Raw genomic sequence first — 20,616 nt, forward strand, 5'->3', positions numbered from 1 at the left:
AGCGTCTCGGCGACGAAGCGGCCGCCAAAAATGCCGAACATGCCCTGCTCGTCGGGACCAGTGCGGAAGGAATTGGGCAACGCCGGCTTGTTCATGAGGGGTTCCAGCAGCAACGACCGGCAACAGGCCGGTTTCTCGATTATCGCTTAATCCTTTCCAGCCCGAAATGTAAACCACCGACGGCCTTTTGGGGTCGTGTCGGCACGGTTCGGCGCTACCCCAAGACGTTTCCCAAAAACGGAAATGCGGGGCGCGCTGACTTTTCCAGCCAGAATCCGCACCGTTTTGTCGGAAGCGCGCGACGTCAATCGTCCTACCGGCGTCAACGCAACGGAAAGGCACCAAAACATGCGCAAGATCATCGCCGCATTGCAGGTTTCCCTCGACGGTTTCATCGAAGGCCCGCAGGGCGAACTGGACTGGATCACGAGCTGGGAAGACGAATTCGAAGTGACGCCGCAGATCGATGCCTGCATTCTCGGCGGCGGCATGTATCCCGGCTATGAACACTACTGGACCTCGATCATCGCCGATCCGGATGGGGTGATCGAACTGGCGGGACGGCCGGCCACGCAAGGAGAACGGGACTATGCAAGGTTCGCGGCGGGTACTCCGCATTTCGTGGTCTCGCGCACCCTCAAGGCCATCCGATGGGATGTCGCGCACATCGTCGGAGACCTGGCCGAGATCGCGAAACTGAAAGACCGCCCTGGCAAGAACATGCACCTGGTCGGCGGTGCCGCCCTGGTGTCGAACATGATCGACGCCGGTCTGGTCGATGAGCTGCGGCTGGTGGTGATCCCCGTCATCCTGGGCGGCGGAAAAGCCCTGTTCAAGGATGTGCGGCACCGTCATGCGCTGGCGCTGGAGGCCGCCGACCGGCTGAAATCCGGCAATGTGCGGCTGACCTACAAGGTCCTGCGCAACTGAGGTTGCGTAAAAACAGGGAGTGAAAGCTTTTCCGGGTTCCCGTGAAAAACGGAAACGCTGCGGAGCGCCGTCTTGAGATCAGGCGGCGCTTCTCGTCTGCGCGGATCTTACCGCCTCGAAGAACGCGGCGATCAGCCCGACATCCTTGACCCCCGGTGCGCTTTCGACACCGGACGAAATGTCGAGGCCGGGCGGATTGGCGATCGCCAGTGCTTCGCCGACATTGCCGGTGTTGAGCCCGCCCGACAGCATGTAGTCGAGACCGGCGTCCAGACCGGTCAGGATACGCCAGTCAAAGGAAACGCCGTTGCCGCCGGGCAGCTCCGAGCCCTTGGGTGGCTTGGCATCGAACAGGAAACGGTCGGCGACACCGCGATAGGGCGCAATCGCGGCGAGATCGCCAGCTTCGCGCAGCGACAGCGCCTTCATGACCGGCAGGCCGTAGCGGGCTTTCACCGCGGCGACACGTTCGGAGCTTTCGGAGCCGTGCAGCTGCAGCATGTCCGGGGCCATGACCGCCACGATCTCGTCCAGGAAGGCATCATCGGCATCGACCGTGACGGCAACGGCCTTGGCCTTGCCCCGGGCCGCCTGGCGCAGGCGTCCGGCTTCGGCAGGCGTTGTGTTGCGCGGGCTCTTGGCGAAGAAGATGAAGCCGATGTGGCTGGCGCCGTTGTCGAGCGCCGCCGCCACGGCGTCGTCGGTCTTGAGACCGCAGATCTTGATATCGCGTGTGTTCATCTCGCGTGCCATAGGGCGGCCAAGTGCCACGAAAAGGCGGCAAAGTCGAGGAAAAGCGATGATTGCCGAAATGCTGAAAGCGGTTACCCTGTCGGCAAACGGGAGCAGCATCGCCATGGCCGAGAACACCGTCGCGGAACTGAAGGAAAAGCTGGCCCAGGCACGCGACGTGATCGCGCATCTGATCGACAAGGCCGCCTACAACGGTGCGGAGGCGCACCGCGCACTCGACTATTTCGGCGGCGATGCCTTCGACAGGACATTCCTGCCCTGGCCGCGCCAGGAGGACGAGGGACTCAGACCCGACGAACTCAACGCCGCCAATGATGACTGAGTCTCTCCGCGCCTAACGTTCGTTTTCGGTCGCGGTTGTCGCGGCGCCGATCTTCACGAAGATCCGCTCCAGCGTGGCGAGATCATCGGCGTCGAGCACGGTGATTTCGCGGGGTGGCCTGCGGAATTCAGCCAGCAGCTCGTCGCGCGTTTTACGGCCCTTGGCCGTGAGCATCACCAGCTTGACGCGGCGATCCTGAGGCGATGCCTTGCGCTCGACCAGCCCGGCCTTCTCCAGCCGGTCGACGACCCATGTCGTGTTGGAAGGATCGCTTTTCCATTGCCGTGCCAGTTCGCCGATCGGCCGGCCAGACGAAGCATCCAGGCTGGAAAGCGCCCTTGCGTCGTTGGGGGTCAGGCCGCGCCGGCGCAGGCTTTCCGTGCGTTCCGGCGCCGAACGCATGAAGAAGTCGAACATCAGCCGCCAGACCAGGGCGGCGCTTTCATCGGAGGCGGTCGTCATTGCGTCGCTGCTAAATATTTGACTCTTACCATATTGGTACTACTGTAAATAAATCGAGAGGTCAAATCCGAGGCAGAGATGAGTGAATTGAAAAGGCCCTTCGCGGGCAAGGTCGCGCTTGTGGCCGGTGCCAGCAAGGGCATCGGTGCGGCGACCGCGGAAGCTTTCGCCGCCGCAGGGGCGGCGGTCGTATTGATCGCCCGTTCCGGCGATCTGGTCGAGGCGCGGGCGCGGGAGATCCGGGCCAGTGGCGGCAAGGCCGTCGCCATCCGGGCCGATGTCGGCGACGATGAGCAGATGGCGCGTGCGGTCGAGCAGACCGTCGCCGAATTCGGCAGGCTTGACGTGGCCTTCAACAACGCCACCGACGGCCCACGGCCAGCGCCGCTCGCCGAACTCGACCTGGAAGGGTTCGGGCGCGGCATCCACACCAACATCGCCGGCACGTTCATCGGCATGCGGCACGAGATCGCCGCGATGCTGAAGGGCGGCGGCGGCGCCATCGTCAACATGGCGTCCGTCGCCGGTGTCAACGGTACCTCGGGCCTGGCGGGTTATGTCGCCGGCAAGGCCGGTATCATCGGCCTCACCAAGGCGGCAGCGCTCGACTATGCCGACCGTGGCATCCGCATCAATGTCGTCGCGCCAGGCCCGATCCTGACGCATCATCTCGAGGCGGCAGGGCCGGAGGCGCAGCGTCAGGCCGGGCTTGCCACGCCGATGCGCCGCATCGGGCGCGTCGAGGAAGTCGCCAGCGCTGTACTGTGGCTTTGCTCAGAGGAGGCCGGTTTCATCACCGGCGCGGTGCTGCCGATCGATGGCGGCCAGACCGCCGGCAACAAGATCGCGATGAACTATCGCCAGGGCGAACCGATGCGGGCTGCGCCGTAGCGAAACTGTTGCGCGGCCGGCGCGGGCAGGGTCGATCAGGCCCGGCCGGCGTCCGTCGTGTCGACCAGCCATTCGCGGAACGCGGACATGGCCGGGGTCTCTTCGCGCGATTTCAGCCGCGTCAGCCAATAGCTGCCGGTGTGCACGACAATGTCGAAAGGCTGCACGATCCGTCCAATCGCGATGTCATGGCTGAACATGGCCACCGGAACGAGCGCGACGCCAACGCCGCGTGCCGCCGCCTCGACCAGCGTCAGCGAGGAATCGAACATCCAGCCGCGCAGGCCGGGGGCGTCCAGCCCGGCAGCCTTGAACCACAGTTTCCATTCGTCCATCCGGTAGGAGCGCAGCAGTTCGGCATGGGCCAGATCGGCCGGCATGGCGAGACCGGGCTGCAGCGCCGGCGCGCAGACCGGCGAGAGCGGGGCTTCCATCAGGTGAAAGGCTTCGGTGCCGTGCCAGGCGCCGTCGCCGAAGCGGATGAAGAAGTCCAGCCCGTCGAGCAGGATGTCGGAGCGGTTGTTGTTCGTCTTCAGGCGCAGGTCGAGATGCGGATGCTGTGCCTTGAACGCATTGAGCCGCGGCAGCAGCCAGCCGATCGCGAAGGTTCCGACCACGCCGACCGTCAGGATCTCGCGGTAGTTGCCTTCCTCGAACTGGCTCAAGGTGGCGCTCATGCGCCTGAAGGCATCGGTAAGCACCGGCAGCAGCGCATGGCCCTCGTCGGTCATGGTCAGCCCACGCGGCAGCCGCTTGAACAGCGTCACTCCCAGCGCGTCCTCCAGCGCCTTGATCTGGTGGCTGATCGCCGTCTGTGTCACGCGCAGTTCGAGGCCGGCGCGGGTGAAGCTGCAATGGCGCGCCGACGCTTCGAAGGCGCGCAGGGCATTGAGCGGCAGTTGCGACACTTCCATGAGTTATGACCAAGTTTTGTTCATGCCTGAGCTTAGAATTGATCGTTTGCCTGGGGCAAGGGGCAACGCCATAGTCGTTCCCGAGAGTCGCGATTGGGAGTTGGCCGCAGATCACTGAGATCGTCGGCGTTCGTTTCTCTCCTTCAATCAACGCTGATATGGAACACGCGAATGACGATGTCTCTTTCGCGCCGGCAGGCTCTTGCCGGCAGTCTTCTGGCCATCCCGACCTTGGCGGCTTTCAGGTCGGTCGCTTATGCCGAACGCGGCGGCGAGGCTGAAAACAAACTCGCCGAACTGGAGCGCAAGCATCCCGGCCGTTTCTGCGTGACGATCCTCGACCTCGGCAGCGGTAAACGCATCCAGCACCGGGCTGACGAGCGCATCCTCATGTGCAGCACTTTCAAGGCGCTGCTGGCCGCGCTGGTTCTGGCACACGTCGACAAGGGGGAGGCCAAGCTGGACGAGCGCATCGCCTTCACCAGCAAAGACCTCGTTGCGGTTCACTCGCCGGTGACCAAGCCGCATGCCGACGGGCCGGGCATGACGATTGCCGAACTGTGCGACGCGACAGTCACGATCAGCGACAACACCGCCGCCAATCTACTGCTCGCCCGCTTCGGCGGTCCGGCAGCGCTAACGGCTTTCTGCCGCCGCATCGGCGACGACGTCACGCGGCTCGACAGGACCGAACCCGAGCTCAACCTCCACGACGGCCCCGATGACCAGCGCGATACCACCACGGCGGCGGCGATGACGGAAACCCTGCGCAAGCTGCTGTTCACCGATGTCCTGTCAGCCGCGTCGCGTCATCAGCTGGCGGCGTGGCTGATCACCAACAAGACAGGTGACAGGCGGGTGCGCGCCGGCCTCCCGGCGGACTGGCTTGTCGGCGACAAGACCGGCACCAATGGCGACGAACAGGGCAATGCCAATGACATCGCGGTGATCTGGCCTCCGGATCGCGCCCCGCTGATCGTGACGGTCTATTGCGAGATCCCGAAGATATCGTCGAAGGAACGCGATGCCGTCATCGCCGAGATCGGCCGCATCGCAGCGCAGGTTTGACATGACCGGCCTACCGAAAGGTTCAAAGACCATGACCAGACTTCTGAAAATCGGAACCGTTGCGGCCGCGCTCCTGCAGGCCGGCGCCCACGCCCAGGCCGCCGACGGCAAGGAACTTGAGCAACTGGTGAACAAGACCGTGCGCCCGCTGATGAAGGAAAACGACCTGCCCGGCGTGGCCGTGGCCATCACCGTCAACGGCAGGCAGTTCTTCTTCGGCTACGGCGTCGCCTCCAGGGAGAGCGGGCAGAAGGTCACCGAGAAGACCATCTTCGAAGTCGGTTCGGTGTCGAAGACCTTCGCCGCGACGCTGGCTGCCTACGCGGCCGAAAGCGGTACGTTTTCCTTGTCCGAAAAGGCGAGCGCCTATCTGCCGGTGCTTTCCGGCAGCGCCCTCGACAAGATCGATGTCCTCGACCTCGGCACCTACACCGCCGGCGGGCTGCCGCTGCAAGTTCCCGATTACGTGACCAACCAGGACGGCATGATCGCCTATTTCCGGGCCTGGAAACCGGAGTTCGCCGCGGGCACGCACCGGCGCTATTCCAACCCCAGCATCGGCCTGTTCGGCTATCTCGCGGGGGAAAGCATGGGTAAGTCCTTCGACGCGCTGATGGAAGGAACGATCCTGCCGGAGCTCGGCCTGTCCAGCACCTTCATCCACGTGCCCAAGGAGCGCATGGACGACTATGCCTATGGCTACAGCAAAGCCGGTAAGCCGATCCGCGTGTCGCCCGGCGTCCTGGATTCCGAAGCCTATGGCATCAAGACCACCGCGCCCGACCTGATCCGCTTCGTCCAGGCCAACATCGACGGCAAGGTGTCGGACGAGAAGCTGCGCCGCGCCATCGCCGCCACCCATGTCGGCTACTACAAGATAGGCGAAATGACCCAGGGGCTGGGCTGGGAGAGCTATTCCTACCCGACCAGCCTCGACACGCTGCTGGCCGGCAATTCGGCGGACATGGCGTTCAAGCCGCAGAAGGCGGAGAAACTCGAGCCGCCGGTTCCGGCGGGAGCCGAGGCCTGGCTCAACAAGACCGGTTCGACCAACGGCTTCGGCACCTACGCCGCGTTCATTCCGGCCAGGAAGCTTGGCATCGTCATTCTGGCCAACAGGAGCTATCCGATCCCGGCCCGAATCAAGGCGGCATATCGCATCCTGTCCGGCATCGAGAAATTGTCCGGACTTTAAAAAGTCCATCCGACGCCCGGAGAGGCATCCCCGCAGGAGCCCCAGCATGATCAAGATGAGTGTCTACTATCCGGCCAATGGTGGCTCGAAGTTCGATCACGACTATTACCGCACCACTCACATGCCACTGATCAAGCAACGGCTCGGCGATGTCTGCCTGCGCTACGAGATCGAGAAGGGCATTGTGGGTCGCGAACCCGGAAGTGCGCCGGAGTTCGTCGCGGCGTGCCACGTCTACTCGCCGAGCCTGGAGATTTTCCAGCAGACGTTCGGCCCCCACCGCGCGGAAGTCGCCGCGGATGTCGCCAACTATACGGACATCGCGCCGATCGTGCAGTTCAGCGAAATCGTTGCAGACTAAGCGGCAGGCAAGGCGCCACCCTCGATCGCGCGCCGTAACGACTTGCCATCGAACCGGCCGGGCCTTGCCTGGCCGGTTCTGTCTTCGCCGTCTGGACCATGCCATGGAGTTGCTTCCGACGAGGGCCGGGGCCATCTGTGCGGAACAATGGCAATGAAGACCGACGGCGAGGAAGACTTAAGGCGATGATCGGCGACCTCACCATCAGGGCGCTTGAGACCAGCGATCTGGACCGGATCGCCGCGACGGACGGCGGACCGGCCTGGAATGCCGATCCCGGGCTTTGGCAGGGCTATCTTGCCGATGCCGATCGAGACCGCCGCGTCGTGCTGCTCGCCTTCCAGGGCCGGCATGTTGTCGGTTACGGCACGCTGCTGTGGCGGTCGGACTATCCGCCTTTCAGTGAAGCCGGCATTCCGGAAATCAACAATCTGGTCGTTGCCCAGGCCGCGCGCGGTGGGGGTATCGCCACGGCGATGATCGGCCGCTTCGAGCAACTCGCCGCTGCAAAAGGCAAGCCGGTGATCGGCCTGGGTGTCGGTCTCTATGCCGATTATGGCGCTGCCCAGCGCCTCTATGTCAGGCTGGGTTATCTTCCCGACGGGCGCGGCATCACCTATGGCGAGAAGCCGGTGGTTCCCGACCAGTCGGTGCGCGTCGACGACGATCTGATCCTCTGGCTGATGAAATCGCTGTGAGCGGACCGCGCGACATCATGCCTGATCCGATCGCCGGCTCGCCAACGTCCGCCGAGATCGCGGCGGCGCTGAAGCTGCCGCCATCGCCGAAGGTCGTTTCGACGGGCCAGAACAATCTCGTACTCGATTTCGGCGAGACGATCGTGCGGCTGCCATATTATCCATCCGGCGTTCGCGAGCTGACGCGAGAGGCCGATGTGCTGGCTGCGTTGCGCCCGCATTTGCCGCGGCTTCTGCCCATCCTGGAACTGCGTGACGTCGGCGGTCACGTCGTCTCCATGCACCGCAAACTGCCGGGCGAGCCGATCACCGATCCCGGCGTGCTGCCGCGCGAGGGCCAGAATACCTTTGCGCTCGATCTCGCCGCCTTTCTGGCGGCATTGCATGCGCTGCCGGTCTCGCTCCTGCCCGGCGCCGAGGCCGTCGATCCGCTGGCCGAATGGCATGATCTGCTGCGGCAATGCGAACGGCACGCCTTCCCGCTTCTGCCTGCGGATGTCGCTGCCGACCTCAGGCAACGGTTCGGTGCCTTCCTGGCGGATCCCGGCATGTCGGCGCGAACGATCATCCACGGCGATTTCGGCGCCGGCAACATCCTCGCCCATAATGGCCGGCTCTCGGGCGTCATCGATTTCGCAGGCTGTGGCATCGGCGATCCGGCCTATGATTCCGCGAGCCTCGCCGCCGGCTTTGGCGACAGTTTCCTCGCTCTGGTCGAACGGCACACGCCGATATCCGCGCCGACGCGCGCGCGGATGGCCTTCTATCGCTGCACGTTCCCGCTGCTGGATCTGCTGTTCGGTGTCGAACAGGGCGATGACGAGGCACTGCAGGCCGGACTGCGCAGCTTGACCGGCCAGGCAGACCAGCGAATTTAGCGCATCGCCACGCATCGCCACGCATCGACCTGCTTCGATCGACGGATTGCCGACAGCAGTTGCTACTCGAACGCGATCGCCTGCAGCGCGCCGCCATTCTTTTTCAGCCAGGCTTTGCAGCGCTCGGTGTCGGGGCAGAGCTCCTCGCACAGCTTCCAGAATTTCGGGCCGTGGTTCATCTCCTTCAGATGCGCCACCTCATGCGCCACCAGGTAATTGATCACCGGTGGCGGCGCCATCATGATGCGCCAGGAGAAGGAGAGGTTGCCGTCGGCGGTGCAGGAGCCCCAGCGGCTCGACGTATCCTTGAAGCGGATGCTTTTCGCCTTGCGGCCGATCGCATTGGTGTGGCGCTGCACCAGCGCTTCGATGTCGCGCTTGGCTTCGCGTTTCAGGAAGTCGGCGACACGCCGCGGCAGGTGCAGCCGATCGCCATGGATGGTGAGCGTCGGCCCGCTCGCATCGGCGCCGACCACGACGGTGCCGCGCTTGCCGGGCTCGTGCAGGACGAGATGCGGCACGCCGCGCACCGGAACCTTGATGCCCGGTCGCACCTGTGGCCGGTCCGGAACCTTGGCCAGCCTCTGCTCGAGCCAGCCCTGATGACGGCTGAGGAATCTTTCGACTTCGCCCTGGCGCAGGCCCGGCGGCACGGTGATGCGCAGGCCTTGTCCGCCGGCATCGATCCGGAGGGTCAGGCGCCGCGCGCGCTCGTTCTCGACGATCCTGAGCGGCAGCGTGCGGCCAGCCACATGATGCTCGCGCTCCTCGACGGGAGCGGGTCTCGGCTTGGTCAGGTTGCGGAAGAAGGCGAAGGACATAAGAGGAACATAAGCGATTCGGGGAAATCTGTAGCGGTCTTCGCAGCGATGTGATCGCTGCAGGGGCAACAGAAACCCCACAAGACAACGGCGCCGCTTTTCAGACGGCGCCGCTGGAACTCATGCTGATCGCATCGATCAGTCGTCGAGCAGGGTCGTGCCCTTGCCCTTGGCTGGCTTGGCAGGGGCCGGCTTGATGGTGGCCGGCGCGGTCGGCCTGTTGCGCTCGGCCATGAAGCGATCGAACTCTTCCTGGTCCTTGGCGCGGCGCAGTTCGCGGGCATAGTCGTCGAATTCGGCCAGCGTCTCATCGAGCTTGCGGCGCTCTTCGGCGAGGCGCTCCAGTTCCTTGTCGCGCCAGTCGTCGAAGGCGACATTGCCGGTGCGGGCGGAGGCATGACCCCAGCGATGCGCCTTGTCGGCGCCACGGCGGCAGCCGGCAAAGATGCCATCGGTGGCCTTGTTGACGTCGCGCTTGAAGCCGTCGAGCCGGTCGCCCCAGATGATGTAGGCAAGCATGGCGAGGCCCAGTGGCCAGAACACCACGAAGCCAAGAACCATCAGCGCGATGGTTGCCGGCGTCCAGGCCGGGCGGATCAATGCAGTCGTGTTCATTTCTCCCGTTCCTTTGGTTAAGCATTTGCAGCCAAGTGACATCACTTGGCGTCGCACAATGCGGCGAAACCCAAAACCTGGAGCGTTTCCGCGTTTCCGTGAAGAACGGAAACGCTCCATAGGCAGCCAAGCACGGCTGCTGCCAATCGAGGTGGGAAGAATCGGCGCCTTCTTCAAGACGAAACGGTCGCCAACCGGGCAACCGCCTGTAAAGCCTAGCGATTTTTTGCGTGATCGAGCAGAACCACGATCATTCCCGCGACCAGGCCCCAGAAGGCGGCGCCGACGCCGAACAGGGTCAGGCCTGATGCCGTGACCGCAAAAGCCGTTGTCGCGGCCATGCGTTCATGCTCGTCCTTGAGCGAGATCGTCAATGCATTGGTGAAGGGCCCCAGCAAGGCGAGGCCGGCGACCAGCACGATCAGGCTTTGCGGCAGGACAGCAAAGATCGCCACCAGCGAGGCGCCGAAGATCGCGAAGACGACATAGGCGAGCGCATAGAACGGCCCGGTCTTCCAGCGCTCGGCCGGGTCCGGGTGAACGTCCGGCCCGGTGCAGATGGCGGCCGAGATCGCAGCCAGGTTGGAGGTCGAGGCGCCGAACGGCGCGAGCAGGAAGGACACCAGCCCGGTGAAACTGATCAATGGGCCGGGTTCTGGATTGTAGCCCGCCGCCCGCAGCACGGCGAGGCCGGACAGGTTCTGCGAGGCCATGGTGACGAGATAGAGCGGCAGCGCCAGCCCGATCGCCGCCTTGGCGGTGAAGACGGGTGCAATCAGCGTCAGCGTTGAAAGTTCCGGCGCCGGCAGGCTGCCGACCCGGCCGGTGAGGAAAGCGGCAAGTCCGCCGCCAACCAGCACCGCAAGCACCGACAGCGCCGGGTTCCACAACCGGATCAGGAAGAAGGCCGCGATCAGCGGCAGCACCAGCCATGGATCGACGGGAATGGTCCTGACCGCATTGAGCGCGAAGGTGACGAGGATGCCGGCCAGCATGCCCGACGCCACCGAGGCCGGGATTTTCGAGATCAGCTGGGTCAACGGCTTGATCAGGCCGGTCAGCACCAGCAGTGCGCCTGCGATCAGGAAGGCGCCGACGGCCTCGCCGATCGAAAAGCCGCTCGATGCCGCAATCAGCGCCGCCCCCGGTGTCGACCATGCGCTGATGATCGGCATCCTGGTGCGCCAGGACAGCCACGCCGTTTCCACGGCCATGGAGATGCACAGCGCGGTGACCCAGCTTGCCGTCTGCAATTGCGTGGCGCCGACGGCATTGGCGGCGGCGATGATAATGGCGAGCGTTCCGCCGAAGCCGACGATCGCTGCGACGAAGGCGGATATCGGGATGGAGAGGCGCATCAGCCGGCCCGCTCGACGAGAGCTTCGACCGCCCGTTGCAGCAATTCCAGATCCTGCGGGCGCGACAGCCGGTGATCGCCCTCCGGCACCAGCGACAGCGTGACGTCGTCGGAGGGCAGATGGCTGACCAGCTTCAGCGCGTGGCTATGCGGTACATCCGGATCGGCAAGGCCCTGGATGACGTGGACCGGGCAATGCGTGTCGATCGGGCCCGTCATGACGAGGTTGTCGCGGCCATCCTCGATCAGCGCGCGCGTATAGATATAGGGCTGGTCCGAATATTCGGACGGCTCGGCGAAGAAGCCGTTTTCGGTGAGGTCGCGACGTTGCGCGTCGGTCAGCGTCGGCTCGATCAGATCCGCGGTGAAATCCGGTGCCGGCGCCAGCAGCACCAGCCCGGCGACGCGGTCGTCGCCGGGCTTGCGCAGTTCCTGCACCATGCGCAGCGCGATCCAAGCCCCCATCGACGAGCCGACCAGGATCTGCTTGCCCCTGGCATGGTGGCGAAACACCGCGAGGCTTTGCGCGAGCCAGGTCGAGATCGTGCCGTCATTGAAGTCGCCGCCGGACTCGCCGTGGCCGGAATAATCATGCCGCAGGAAGGCATGGCCGTTCCTGCCGGCCCAATCGGCAAGTGTCTCGGCCTTGGTACCCAGCATGTCGGATTTGTAGCCGCCGAGCCAGACCACGCCCGGTGCCTTGCCGGACTGATGGCGGACGGCGATGGCGATCCCGTTGACGGCGAGAAAGTCTGGAGCGGTCGGCTGCATGGCGCGGTTCCTGGCGCATCGGGTCTCGAAACGCGATACGCGGCATCAAAGGGTAGAGCGTCGAATACTTGTGCGCGCCGCTCTGAGGTTGCGCTTCTTGGCATGGCTGGGACGCAGCGAAAAGGGCGCTGTTCAGTTCTTTGCTTGGTTCAGAAAGCAACAGTGGGACTAATTTGCCCGAACAGGTGATTTGTTGTCGCGCCTGTGCTATTGACTCGCGCCGCGCGGTCACCACATTGACGCGCCACAGCAAATTCGAACTGAAATCCAGAACGCCAACGGCTCGAGGAGACCACGACAATTCGCAGACCTTTCAAAGCAGCGGCGCCCACGAAGGATGGCCCGCGCGCAAACCGGGATATCCGCGTCCCCCGCGTCCAGCTTATCGACGCAGAAGGCAAGAACCGCGGTGACGTTTCCATCAACGAAGCATTGCAGCTGGCAGAGGAAGCCGGGCTGGATCTGGTCGAGATCTCGCCCAACGCCGTCCCGCCGGTTACGAAGATCCTCGACCTCGGCAAGCTGAAATACGCCAACCAGAAAAAGGCAGCCGAAGCTCGCAAGAACCAGCGCGTCATCGAGATCAAGGAGATCAAGATGCGCCCCAACATCGACAGCCACGACTACGACGTGAAGATGCGCGCCGTGCGCCGCTTCTTCGAGGAAGGCGACAAGGTCAAGCTGACGCTGCGTTTCCGTGGCCGCGAAATGGCGCATATGGAACTCGGCATGCAGCTCCTCAACAAGGTGCGCGAGGAAGTCGCCACCATCGCCAAGGTTGAGGCGGAGCCGAAGCTCGAAGGCCGCCAGATGATGATGGTGCTGGCGCCGCGTTGATCGTCGCCAAGCCAGGCCTGTTCCTGACAAAGGCGCTCCGTGACAAGCGGGGCGCCTTTTTCCTGCCTTAACCAGAGCATTTCCGGCGAAACAGAAACGCCTGCAATGCTCTACCTCTTAGTTTTGACGCAATTCCGGACGCAAAACTGCTACGCACTTTTTGCTGGAATTGCTCTCGGTGATTTGTCGCCTTTGTTGCGGCGTTCTGCGGACTTCTGAACATGAACGACAAAATTGCCGAGACCGATGCCCGGCGCGCGCTTGGCACGTATCAGTCTCTTCGGCGTCTGGTCCTGGCCATCCTCGTCGTGGCGATGTTTGCGGCCCTCTTGTTCGGGGAGGCGGTCTATCCGCCGGAAAGCTTCATCCACGAAACCGTCGAGATGGCCGGTGTGCTGATGATCTTCCTCGGCATCATCGGACGCCTGTGGTCGACGCTTTATATCGGCGGGCGCAAGTCGCATGAGGTCGTCACCGGCGGACCCTATTCGATCACCCGCAACCCGCTCTATGTCTTCTCGACGCTGGCCGCCGCCGGCGTCGGCGCGCAAATGGGCTCGCTTGTCGCCACGGCCGGTTTTGCCCTGCTCTGTGCCGGCGCGTTCCACATCGTCATCCTGCGCGAAGAGCGCTTCCTCAAGGACGAGCTCGGTGCTCCCTACAAGGCCTATCTCGCCCGCGTGCCGCGCTTCATTCCCCGGCTTTCGCTCTACCAGGAAGGCGACACCGGCTCCTTCCGTCCGCGCCTCCTGCTCAACACGTTGCTCGATGGGTTGGTCTTCCTGATCGCCATGCCGATCTTCGAGCTGATCGAAAACGCGCAGGCTTCAGGCGCACTGCCGGTGCTTTTCCGGCTGCCCTGACCGCCGCGATTTTTCCGCAAACCGGCCCGACAAAATCCGCAAACCGACCTGACAAATACGCCGCCGCAGTTCTGCGGTCGGGACCCTTGCCATGTCGACTCCGCAATCATCCGAGGCGCTCGAAGCATTGGGGCGCTATCAGCGGCGACGGCGCGGCAGTCTGGCCATCCTGGTCGCCGTCTTTTTCGGGCTCATCATCTTCAGCGGCTCGCTGCATGACGAGCTTACGCATGAACGCATCGAATCGACCGGCCTCGCTTTGATCCTGGTCGGCATCGGCGGGCGGCTCTGGTCGATCCTCTATATCGGTGGCCGCAAATCCGCCGAGCTGATCTCGACCGGTCCATATTCGGTGATGCGCAACCCGCTGTATTTCTTCTCCACGATCGCCGTCACCGGCATCGGCGCCCAGACCGGCAGCCTTGTCGTGACGGCTGCTTCCATGCTGCTCAGTGCGGCCGCGTTCCATATCGTTGCCTTGCGCGAGGAGCGCTACCTCAAGTCCGCTCTCGGCGCGCCTTATGAAGACTATTTGCAGCGCGTTCCGCGGTTTCTTCCCAAACCCTGTCTGTTCAGGGACCAGGCCGAGGTGACGTTCACGCCGCGCATCTTCAATCTCACCTTGCGCGACGGGCTGATGTTCCTGCTGGCCATTCCCTTTTTCGAACTCATCGAAGAGGGCCAGGAGAAGGGGCTGGTGCCGATCCTGTTCTCGTTATACTGACCGCGGACATGCAGGCAGGGATTGCGCGGCCGGCATCTTTGCAGTATAGGGCCGCGTTCCAGAAAAACCGCCCGGCAGGGCATGCCGTGGCGGTTTCATTTGCTTTCCAGGCTTTGGTCGGCCCGGAAACAACAACAAGAAGGCCTCAAGCCTTCGCATAGGAGTAGCAAAATGCCCAAGATGAAGACCAAGTCCGCCGCCAAAAAGCGGTTCAAGATCACTGCGACCGGTAAGGTCCTGTCGGCTGCGGCCGGCAAGCGTCACGGCATGATCAAGCGCAGCAACAAGTTCATTCGCGATGCCCGCGGCACGATGGTTCTTGCTGAACCGGATGGCAAGAAGGTCATCAAGAATTTCCTGCCGAACGGCCTCTGAGCCCGGCTGCGTCCCAATTTAAGGAGATCATGACATGGCACGTGTAAAGAGAGGCGTTACCTCCCACGCCAAGCACAAGAAGGTCCTGAAAGCCGCCAAGGGTTTCTACGGCCGTCGCAAGAACACCATCCGCATCGCCAAGCAGGCGGTCGAGAAGTCGCTGCAGTACGCCTATCGCGACCGCAAGGCGCGCAAGCGTAACTTCCGCGCGCTCTGGGTGCAGCGCATCAACGCCGCTGTCCGCGAGCACGGCCTGACCTACGGCCGCTTCATCGACGGCCTCAACAAGGCTGGCATCGAGATCGACCGCAAGGTCCTGTCCGACATGGCTATCCACGAGCCGCAGGCTTTCGCCGTGCTCGTCGGCAAGGCCAAGGTCGCGCTCGAATACCTGAAGAACACCACCCCGAATGCTTTTGAAAGCGCTGTCGCCTAAGCCAGCGTCTTCCCAAGCTTTTCGAAATCTGATTTGGGAAACCCGCGCTGGCTCGGCCGGCGCGGGTTTTTCTTATGCCGCGCTCCAAAGCAACCTAATGGCTATCAGGCAGACCGCTGCCCCGTAGTCCCGATCGAAAGAGTTTTATCGTGAACGCCAACGCTGGAAATCTCGAAGTCCTGGAGAGCGCGCTGCTTGCCGACATCGCAGCCTCTGCCGACGAGCAGGCAATCGAGGCCGTGCGCATCGCCGCTCTCGGCAAAAAGGGCTCCGTCTCGGAGTTGCTGAAGACGCTGGGCGCGATGACCGCCGAGGCGCGCCAGGTCCAGGGCCCGGCGATCAACGGGCTGAAGAACCGCGTCACCGAGGCGCTGGCTGCCCGCAAGGCCGAACTGAAGAACGCCGCCGTTGCCGCCCGCCTCGTCGCCGAGACGGTCGATGTCACGCTGCCGGTGCGCCAGTCGCCGGCGGAACGTGGCCGCATCCATCCGATCAGCCAGGTCATCGACGAAATCGCCGCCATCTTCGGCGACATGGGCTTCGCGATCGCCGAAGGCCCGGACATCGAGACCGACCATTACAACTTCACCGCGTTGAATTTCCCCGTCGGCCATCCGGCTCGCGAGATGCACGACACGTTTTTCCTGCAGGCGGGGGAGGGCAACGAGGCCAGGCTGCTGCGCACCCACACCTCCCCGGTTCAGATCCGCACTATGGAAGTGCAGAAGCCGCCGATCCGCATCGTCATCCCGGGCAAGACCTACCGCATGGATTCGGACGCGACCCATACGCCGATGTTCCACCAGCTCGAAGGGCTGGTCATCGACCGTACGGCCAACGTCGCCAACATGCGCTGGGTGCTGGAAGAGTTCTGCAAGGCCTTCTTCGAGGTGCCGAGCCTGAAGATGCGCTTCCGTCCGTCCTTCTTCCCGTTCACGGAACCGAGCCTGGAAGTCGACATCCAATGTGACCGTTCGCGGCCGGGCGAAGTGCGCTTCGGTGAAGGCAACGACTGGATGGAGATCCTCGGCTGCGGCATGGTGCATCCCAATGTGCTGCGCGCCGGCGGGCTGGATCCGGACGAATACCAGGGCTTCGCCTGGGGCATGGGCATCGACCGCATCGCCATGCTGAAATACGGCATGCCGGACCTGCGTGCCTTCTTCGACGCCGATGTGCGCTGGCTGTCGCATTACGGTTTCCGCCCGCTCGACATGCCGACGCTGTTCGGCGGCCTCAGCACCTGATGATACAGACGGTTGACGACACACCGCTCGGCCGCTTCCAGATCGACTGGGGCATTGCCGAGCCGACGATCGAACTGGGAAACATCGTTTCGCGGAACGAGGAGCCGCGTGCGTTGACCTTTGGCGATCCGCTCTATCCGACCCAGACCCAGACCCTTGGTGTCTACCGAAATGAAGCGAGTGGCGCGTTGCTGCTTGCCGCCGAGATCACCGCCGGTGTCTGGGCGCTTGGACGGCAGATCAAGGACCCCGCGGTGACCTTTGCCTTCGGCGACAGTCCGGAACTGCAGGACGAACTGCTGGCGCTGGTGCTTGCAGGCCGCAAGACCGCGACCTGCGGTGCGCTGCGTGACTTCGGCGATCACGAGCCGGTGCCGGTGGTCGGACGGCGCGATGTCGTGCTTGATGGTTTGGGTCGTCGCGCCGCGGTCATCGAGACGGTTTCGGTGGAGATGAAGCGCTTCGACGAGGTCGATGCCGCCTTTGCCCGCGACGAGGGCGAAGGCGACCTGTCCTACGACTACTGGCGAGAGGCGCACGAAGCCTATTTCGGCCGCAATGGCGGCTATTCGCCCGATATGATTTTGGCTTGCGAGCGGTTCCGGCTGGTGGAAGTGCTCGACCGCAACAATACGAAACGAGTGAACCCATGAAATTCACCCTCTCCTGGCTCAAGGATCATCTGGAAACCGATGCCACGTTGGACGAAATCGTCGAGCGGCTGACCTCGATCGGCCTCGAGGTCGAATCGGTCGACGACAAGGCGGCGCTGAAGCCTTTCGTCATCGCCAAGGTGCTGACGGCCGGCAAGCATCCGGACGCCGACAAACTGCAGGTGCTGAGCGTCGACATTGGCTCCGGCGCCCCGGTACAGGTCGTCTGCGGTGCGCCGAACGCACGCGCCGGCCTGGTCGGCGCTTTCGCCGCGCCCGGCACTTACGTTCCCGGCATCGACGTGACCCTGTCCGTCGGCAAGATCCGCGGTGTCGAAAGCCATGGCATGATGTGTTCCGAGCGCGAGCTCGAACTGTCGGACGAGCACAACGGCATCATCGATCTGCCGCAGGACGCCCCGGTGGGCACATCCTTCGCCGCCTATGCCCATCTCGACGATCCGGTGATCGAGATCAACCTGACGCCGAACCATCCGGAAGCCACCGGTGTCTACGGCATCGCGCGCGATCTCGCCGCGTCCGGCCTCGGCAAGCTGAAGACCGCGCCGGTCGAGCCGGTTGCCGGCAAGGGCGCCACCCCGGTCAAGGTCAGGATCGATGCGCCGGATCTGTGCCGCGTCTTCGCGCTCAGGCTGGTACGCAACGTCAAGAATGGCCCGTCGCCGAGATGGCTGCAACAGCGGCTGCTGGCGATCGGTCTGCGACCGATCAATGCCCTGGTCGACATGACCAACTACATCACCTTCGATCGCGGCCGCCCGCTGCACGTCTTCGACGCTGCCAAGGTCGCGGGCGACCTGGTCGTCCGTCGCGGCAAGGAAGGCGAAAGCGTGCTGGCGCTCGACGGCCGCACCTATGCGGTGACGCCGGACATGTGTGTCATCGCCGACGACAATGGCATTGAATCCATCGCCGGCGTCATGGGTGGCGAACATTCGGGCTGTGACGAGAACACCACCGACGTGTTGATCGAGGCGGCCGTCTGGGAGCCGCTGACCGTGGCGCGCACCGGCCGTACGCTCGGCATCATCACCGATGCCCGCTACCGCAACGAGCGCGGCATCGACCCGGCCTTCAACACGCCGGGCATCGAGCTTGCCACGCGCATGGTGCTGGATCTCTGCGGTGGCGAGTCGGCCGAGATCGAAGTGTCGGGCGAGACCGGTTTCACGCCGAAGGTCGTTTCGTTCCCTGTGTCGGAGGTCAAGCGCCTGACCGGCATCGACGTGCCTAAGGCCGAAAGCCTCGAGATCCTGACCCGGCTCGGTTTTGTCGTGAAGGGTGATGGCGATGTCGTCGAGGTCGCGGTGCCGTCCTGGCGCCCGGATGTCGATGGCAAGGCCGACCTCGTCGAGGAGGTGATGCGCATCCATGGCGTCGACGAGATCCGGCCGCAGCCGCTGTCCAGCCATGGCGTCGTCAACGGCAAGATCCTGACCACATTGCAGATCCGCACCCGTGCCGCCAAGCGTGCGCTGGCCGTGCGCGGCATGATGGAAGCGGTGACCTGGTCGTTCATCCCGGCCAAACATGCCGAGCTGTTCGGCGGTGGCCAGAAGCATCTGAAGCTGGCGAACCCGATCGCTGCCGACATGTCCGACATGCGGCCGTCGCTGCTGCCCGGCCTCGTTGCGGCGGCACAGCGCAACGCCGATCGCGGTTTCGGCGATGTCGCGCTGTTCGAGGTCTCCGGCACTTATGAGGGCGATACGCCTGAAACGCAGCGTCGTGTCGCTGCAGGCGTGCGCCGCGGCACCGCCAGGCTCGACGGTTCCGGCCGCCACTGGGCCGGCAATGCCCAGAGCGTTGGGGTGTTCGATGCCAAGGCCGACGCCATCGCGGTGCTGGAAGCCTGTGGCGCGCCGGTCGACCGGCTGCAGATCGAGACGGGTGCGCCGTCCTGGTACCATCCGGGTCGCTCCGGCGTCATCAAGCTTGGTCCCAAGGTGGTGCTCGGCCATTTCGGCGAATTCCACCCGACGGCATTGGAAGTGCTCGATGCTTCCGGTCCGCTCTGCGGTTTCGAAGTGTTCGTCGATGCCATTCCCGAGCCGAAGGCCAAGCCGACCCGCACCAAGCCGAAGCTGGAACTCTCGGCCTTCCAGGCCGTGAAGCGTGACTTCGCCTTCGTCGTCGACAAGGCGGTGGAAGCCGGCACACTGACGCGCGCTGCTCTGGCGGCCGACAAGAAGCTGATCACCGGCGTTTCCGTCTTCGACGTGTTCGAAGGCGCAGCGCTCGGTGCCGGCAAGAAGTCGATAGCCATCGAGATCGCGATCCAGCCGGTGGAAAAGACGCTGACCGACGAGGATTTCGAAGCGCTGGCCAAGCGTGTGGTCGAAAACGTCGCCAAGCAGACCGGCGGCGTGCTGCGAACATAATACCTGTGGCCTGGATGTTGACTCATCCAGGGCGCCTCAATCGCCGGGGCGGCCCTTCCGGGTCACATGACCGTCTGTATGGGAGATAACAACGATGCCGGCGATCCGTACCACACGACTTCCCGCCGGCGTCGATGTTCCGGTGCTCGGCCAAGGCACCTGGTACATGGGCGAGGACCGGCGTCGCACCGCTGACGAAGTGACGGCGCTGCGGCTTGGGCTCGATCTCGGCATGTCGCTGATCGACACCGCTGAGATGTACGCTTCAGGTGGCGCCGAGGAGGTGGTGCGCGACGCCATCGCCGGCCGCCGCGATGAGGTCTTCCTGGTCTCCAAGGTGTTGCCGTCGAATGCTTCGCGCCAGCGCACGATCGCGGCCTGCGAGGCCAGCCTGAAGCGGTTGGGTACCGACCATATCGATCTTTATCTGCTGCATTGGCGCGGTGGCGTATCGCTGGCCGAGACGGTTGAGGCCTTCGAGGCGCTGCAAGCTGCCGGCAAGATCGGCCATTGGGGCGTCAGCAATTTCGATCTCGACGACATGCAGGAACTGGCGCGCGTTTCCGGTGCCGTCCAGACCAACCAGGTGCTCTACAATCTGGACAGCCGCGGCGTAGAGTTCGATCTTTTGCCGGCTTCGCAGGGTGCGACCGTTCCTATCATGGCCTACTCGCCGATAGGGCAGGGCGGTTTCGCGGGCGACGACAGGCTTGCTGCGATCGCCGGCCGCCACGGTGTCAGCACCACGCAGGTGGCATTGGCCTGGGTGCTGCGCCACACGGATGTGATCGCCATTCCGAAGGCGGTGAAGCCGGAGCATGTCCGCGCCAATCGCGCGGCTGCCGATCTCGTGCTGACAGAAGCGGATCTCGCCGAACTCGATGCAGCCTTCCCGCCGCCACGCCGCAAGGTGCCGCTGGAGATGATCTGAGATTAGAAACCCGAGCCAGCTGCGGGGGTGGTGCTTGGGTGCGTCCTTCGAGGCTCGCCCGCCTGGGTTTTGCTATCTTCCAATGTCTTGCGGGCTCGCACCTCAGGATGAG

The 20,616-nt window shown here is 63.9% G+C and carries 24 protein-coding genes; 17 read left to right on the top strand and 7 right to left on the bottom strand.

Annotated elements, in window-relative coordinates:
• The first annotated feature begins 348 nt into the window (after positions 1-348).
• Complete coding sequence (locus AC3WTO_RS30730; RefSeq protein ID WP_492464989.1) at positions 349-930, top strand: dihydrofolate reductase family protein; 582 nt, start codon at positions 349-351, stop codon at positions 928-930.
• Positions 931-1,008: 78 nt separating this feature from the next.
• Here the strand turns inward: AC3WTO_RS30730 and AC3WTO_RS30735 are convergent, their stop codons facing one another.
• Complete coding sequence (locus tag AC3WTO_RS30735) at positions 1,009-1,671, bottom strand: phosphoribosylanthranilate isomerase (RefSeq protein WP_492464990.1); 663 nt, start codon at positions 1,669-1,671, stop codon at positions 1,009-1,011.
• A gap of 58 nt (positions 1,672-1,729) precedes the next feature.
• Here AC3WTO_RS30735 and AC3WTO_RS30740 point away from each other — a divergent pair, with 58 nt between their 5' ends.
• Complete coding sequence (locus AC3WTO_RS30740) at positions 1,730-2,005, top strand: hypothetical protein (RefSeq protein ID WP_492464991.1); 276 nt, start codon at positions 1,730-1,732, stop codon at positions 2,003-2,005.
• A gap of 12 nt (positions 2,006-2,017) precedes the next feature.
• Here AC3WTO_RS30740 and AC3WTO_RS30745 read toward each other — a convergent pair whose 3' ends face one another.
• Complete coding sequence (locus AC3WTO_RS30745; RefSeq protein ID WP_492464992.1) at positions 2,018-2,467, bottom strand: MarR family winged helix-turn-helix transcriptional regulator; 450 nt, start codon at positions 2,465-2,467, stop codon at positions 2,018-2,020.
• Positions 2,468-2,545: 78 nt separating this feature from the next.
• Here AC3WTO_RS30745 and AC3WTO_RS30750 point away from each other — a divergent pair, with 78 nt between their 5' ends.
• A complete protein-coding gene (locus AC3WTO_RS30750; protein WP_492464994.1) occupies positions 2,546-3,358 on the top strand; it encodes an SDR family NAD(P)-dependent oxidoreductase in 813 nt (270 codons plus the stop codon).
• Positions 3,359-3,393: 35 nt separating this feature from the next.
• On the opposite strand, the gene AC3WTO_RS30755 is transcribed toward AC3WTO_RS30750, so the two are convergent.
• On the bottom strand, positions 3,394-4,272 hold the full coding sequence (locus AC3WTO_RS30755) for a LysR family transcriptional regulator (protein ID WP_492464995.1): 879 nt from the start codon (positions 4,270-4,272) through the stop codon (positions 3,394-3,396).
• Between the two features lie 171 nt (positions 4,273-4,443).
• Between AC3WTO_RS30755 and bla the strand changes: the two genes are divergently transcribed.
• The 5 genes from bla (at position 4,444) to AC3WTO_RS30780 (ending at position 8,472) form a co-directional block, all read left to right on the top strand.
• Positions 4,444-5,340, top strand: coding sequence for a class A beta-lactamase (bla, locus tag AC3WTO_RS30760; RefSeq protein WP_492464996.1), 897 nt, complete (start codon positions 4,444-4,446; stop codon positions 5,338-5,340).
• A 31-nt stretch (positions 5,341-5,371) separates the two neighbouring features.
• On the top strand, positions 5,372-6,535 hold the full coding sequence (gene ampC / locus AC3WTO_RS30765; protein WP_492464997.1) for a class C beta-lactamase: 1,164 nt from the start codon (positions 5,372-5,374) through the stop codon (positions 6,533-6,535).
• A 46-nt stretch (positions 6,536-6,581) separates the two neighbouring features.
• The gene (locus AC3WTO_RS30770; RefSeq protein WP_492464998.1) at positions 6,582-6,896 is read left to right on the top strand and encodes an EthD family reductase; all 315 of its coding nucleotides are present in this window, start codon (positions 6,582-6,584) and stop codon (positions 6,894-6,896) included.
• A 185-nt stretch (positions 6,897-7,081) separates the two neighbouring features.
• Positions 7,082-7,594: a GNAT family N-acetyltransferase gene (locus AC3WTO_RS30775; RefSeq protein ID WP_492464999.1), complete on the top strand. Its 513-nt coding sequence runs from the start codon at positions 7,082-7,084 to the stop codon at positions 7,592-7,594.
• Entirely contained in the window at positions 7,591-8,472 is an 882-nt protein-coding gene (locus AC3WTO_RS30780; RefSeq protein WP_492465000.1) for a phosphotransferase family protein, read from the top strand. Before AC3WTO_RS30775 ends, AC3WTO_RS30780 begins: the two co-directional genes overlap by 4 nt.
• A gap of 62 nt (positions 8,473-8,534) precedes the next feature.
• On the opposite strand, the gene AC3WTO_RS30785 is transcribed toward AC3WTO_RS30780, so the two are convergent.
• The 4 genes from AC3WTO_RS30785 to AC3WTO_RS30800 form a co-directional block, all read right to left on the bottom strand.
• On the bottom strand, positions 8,535-9,293 hold the full coding sequence (locus tag AC3WTO_RS30785) for a M48 family metallopeptidase (protein WP_492465001.1): 759 nt from the start codon (positions 9,291-9,293) through the stop codon (positions 8,535-8,537).
• Positions 9,294-9,431: 138 nt separating this feature from the next.
• Entirely contained in the window at positions 9,432-9,908 is a 477-nt protein-coding gene (locus AC3WTO_RS30790; protein ID WP_492465002.1) for a DUF2852 domain-containing protein, read from the bottom strand.
• A 215-nt stretch (positions 9,909-10,123) separates the two neighbouring features.
• Positions 10,124-11,266 (bottom strand): benzoate/H(+) symporter BenE family transporter, encoded by a 1,143-nt coding sequence (locus tag AC3WTO_RS30795; RefSeq protein ID WP_492465003.1) that lies wholly within the window; start codon positions 11,264-11,266, stop codon positions 10,124-10,126.
• Positions 11,266-12,036, bottom strand: coding sequence for an alpha/beta hydrolase (locus AC3WTO_RS30800; protein WP_492465004.1), 771 nt, complete (start codon positions 12,034-12,036; stop codon positions 11,266-11,268). Before AC3WTO_RS30800 ends, AC3WTO_RS30795 begins: the two co-directional genes overlap by 1 nt.
• A gap of 300 nt (positions 12,037-12,336) precedes the next feature.
• On the opposite strand from AC3WTO_RS30800, the gene infC reads away from it, so the two are divergent.
• From infC to AC3WTO_RS30845, 9 genes are all read left to right on the top strand, one after another.
• Positions 12,337-12,873: a translation initiation factor IF-3 gene (gene infC / locus AC3WTO_RS30805; RefSeq protein WP_082407524.1), complete on the top strand. Its 537-nt coding sequence runs from the start codon at positions 12,337-12,339 to the stop codon at positions 12,871-12,873.
• A 221-nt stretch (positions 12,874-13,094) separates the two neighbouring features.
• Positions 13,095-13,736 (top strand): methyltransferase family protein, encoded by a 642-nt coding sequence (locus AC3WTO_RS30810; RefSeq protein WP_492465005.1) that lies wholly within the window; start codon positions 13,095-13,097, stop codon positions 13,734-13,736.
• A 91-nt stretch (positions 13,737-13,827) separates the two neighbouring features.
• Positions 13,828-14,460: a methyltransferase family protein gene (locus AC3WTO_RS30815; protein WP_492465006.1), complete on the top strand. Its 633-nt coding sequence runs from the start codon at positions 13,828-13,830 to the stop codon at positions 14,458-14,460.
• Positions 14,461-14,631: 171 nt separating this feature from the next.
• Positions 14,632-14,835: a 50S ribosomal protein L35 gene (gene rpmI / locus AC3WTO_RS30820; protein ID WP_027166935.1), complete on the top strand. Its 204-nt coding sequence runs from the start codon at positions 14,632-14,634 to the stop codon at positions 14,833-14,835.
• A 34-nt stretch (positions 14,836-14,869) separates the two neighbouring features.
• Positions 14,870-15,271, top strand: coding sequence for a 50S ribosomal protein L20 (gene rplT, locus AC3WTO_RS30825; RefSeq protein WP_101937454.1), 402 nt, complete (start codon positions 14,870-14,872; stop codon positions 15,269-15,271).
• A gap of 149 nt (positions 15,272-15,420) precedes the next feature.
• On the top strand, positions 15,421-16,518 hold the full coding sequence (gene pheS, locus AC3WTO_RS30830; protein ID WP_492465008.1) for a phenylalanine--tRNA ligase subunit alpha: 1,098 nt from the start codon (positions 15,421-15,423) through the stop codon (positions 16,516-16,518).
• A gap of 239 nt (positions 16,519-16,757) precedes the next feature.
• Positions 16,758-17,171, top strand: coding sequence for an ASCH domain-containing protein (locus AC3WTO_RS30835; protein ID WP_492465043.1), 414 nt, complete (start codon positions 16,758-16,760; stop codon positions 17,169-17,171).
• Positions 17,168-19,573, top strand: coding sequence for a phenylalanine--tRNA ligase subunit beta (gene pheT, locus AC3WTO_RS30840; RefSeq protein ID WP_492465009.1), 2,406 nt, complete (start codon positions 17,168-17,170; stop codon positions 19,571-19,573). Before AC3WTO_RS30835 ends, pheT begins: the two co-directional genes overlap by 4 nt.
• Before the next feature lie 94 nt (positions 19,574-19,667).
• Positions 19,668-20,504 carry an aldo/keto reductase gene (locus AC3WTO_RS30845; protein WP_492465010.1) on the top strand — a complete coding sequence of 279 codons (837 nt, stop codon included), beginning with the start codon at positions 19,668-19,670 and terminating at the stop codon, positions 20,502-20,504.
• Positions 20,505-20,616 lie beyond the last annotated feature (112 nt).

The sequence above is a fragment of the Mesorhizobium sp. EU05-FHT14A09 genome (assembly GCF_058790995.1).